Annotated in this window: 1 rRNA gene; it reads left to right on the top strand. The window is 51.8% G+C overall.

Annotated features, from left to right (window positions below):
• A 23S ribosomal RNA gene (locus BN2390_RS00215) occupies positions 1–1,360 on the top strand; the annotation flags it as partial.

The following is a 1,360-nucleotide window of genomic DNA, read 5'->3' as shown; positions in this document are numbered from 1 at the left end:
GTGAAGTACGATACGGATCGAAATTAAAGTAGAGAAGTTCCTGAATCCACACTGCCGAGAAAAGCTGCTATTGCGTGATAGGTACCCGTACCGTAAACCGACACAGGTGGATGAGGAGAGAATCCTAAGGCCGACGGGAGAAGCGTTGTTAAGGAACTCGGCAAAATGACCCCGTAACTTAGGGAGAAGGGGTGCCTACTTCGGTAGGCCGCAGAGAATAGGCCCAAGCAACTGTTTAGCAAAAACACAGGTCTCTGCTAAACCGAAAGGTGAAGTATAGGGGCTGACGCCTGCCCGGTGCTGGAAGGTTAAGGGGAGAGGTTAGGAGTAATCCGAAGCTTTGAACTTAAGCCCCAGTAAACGGCGGCCGTAACTATAACGGTCCTAAGGTAGCGAAATTCCTTGTCAGGTAAGTTCTGACCCGCACGAAAGGCGTAATGATTTGGGCACTGTCTCGACAGCGCACCCGGTGAAATTGTAGTACCAGTGAAGATGCTGGTTACCCGCGACAGGACGGAAAGACCCCGTGGAGCTTTACTGTAACTTGATACTGAGGTTGGGTATTACATGTACAGGATAGGAGGGAGGCTAAGAAGTGTGGACGCCAGTCTGCATGGAGCCGCCGGTGGGATACCTCTCTTGTAATACTTAACTTCTAACCATAGCCCGTGATCCGGGTTTGGGACAATGTCAGGTGGACAGTTTGACTGGGGCGGTCGCCTCCGAAAGAGTAACGGAGGCGCTCAAAGGTAACCTCAGAATGGTCGGAAACCATTCGTAGAGTGCAAAGGCAGAAGGTTGCTTGACTGCGACACCGACGGGTGGAGCAGGTACGAAAGTAGGACTTAGTGATCCGGTGGTATGAAAGTGGGATTGCCATCGCTCAACGGATAAAAGCTACCCCGGGGATAACAGGCTTATCTCCCCCAAGAGTTCACATCGACGGGGAGGTTTGGCACCTCGATGTCGGCTCATCGCATCCTGGAGCTGAAGCAGGTTCCAAGGGTTGGGCTGTTCGCCCATTAAAGCGGTACGCGAGCTGGGTTCAGAACGTCGTGAGACAGTTCGGTCCCTATCCGTCGTGGGCGTAGGAAGTTTGAGAGGCGTTGTCCTTAGTACGAGAGGACCGGGATGAACAGACCGCTGGTGCATCTGTTAGGCTGCCAAGCCTATAGCAGAGTAGCTAAGTCTGGAGCTGATAAACGCTGAAGGCATCTAAGCGTGAAACAGACCTCAAGATAAGACTTCCCATCCAGAAATGGAGTAAGACCCCTTGTAGACTACGAGGTAGATAGGTTGGAGGTGTAAGCATGGTAACATGTGTAGCTGACCAATACTAACGGTTCGAGGGTTTGACCTA

This window comes from Niameybacter massiliensis, from assembly GCF_001282685.1.
Taxonomy (GTDB): Bacteria; Bacillota; Clostridia; order Lachnospirales; family Cellulosilyticaceae; genus Holtiella; species Holtiella tumoricola.
This window is presented reverse-complemented; position numbering and strand designations above follow the sequence as displayed.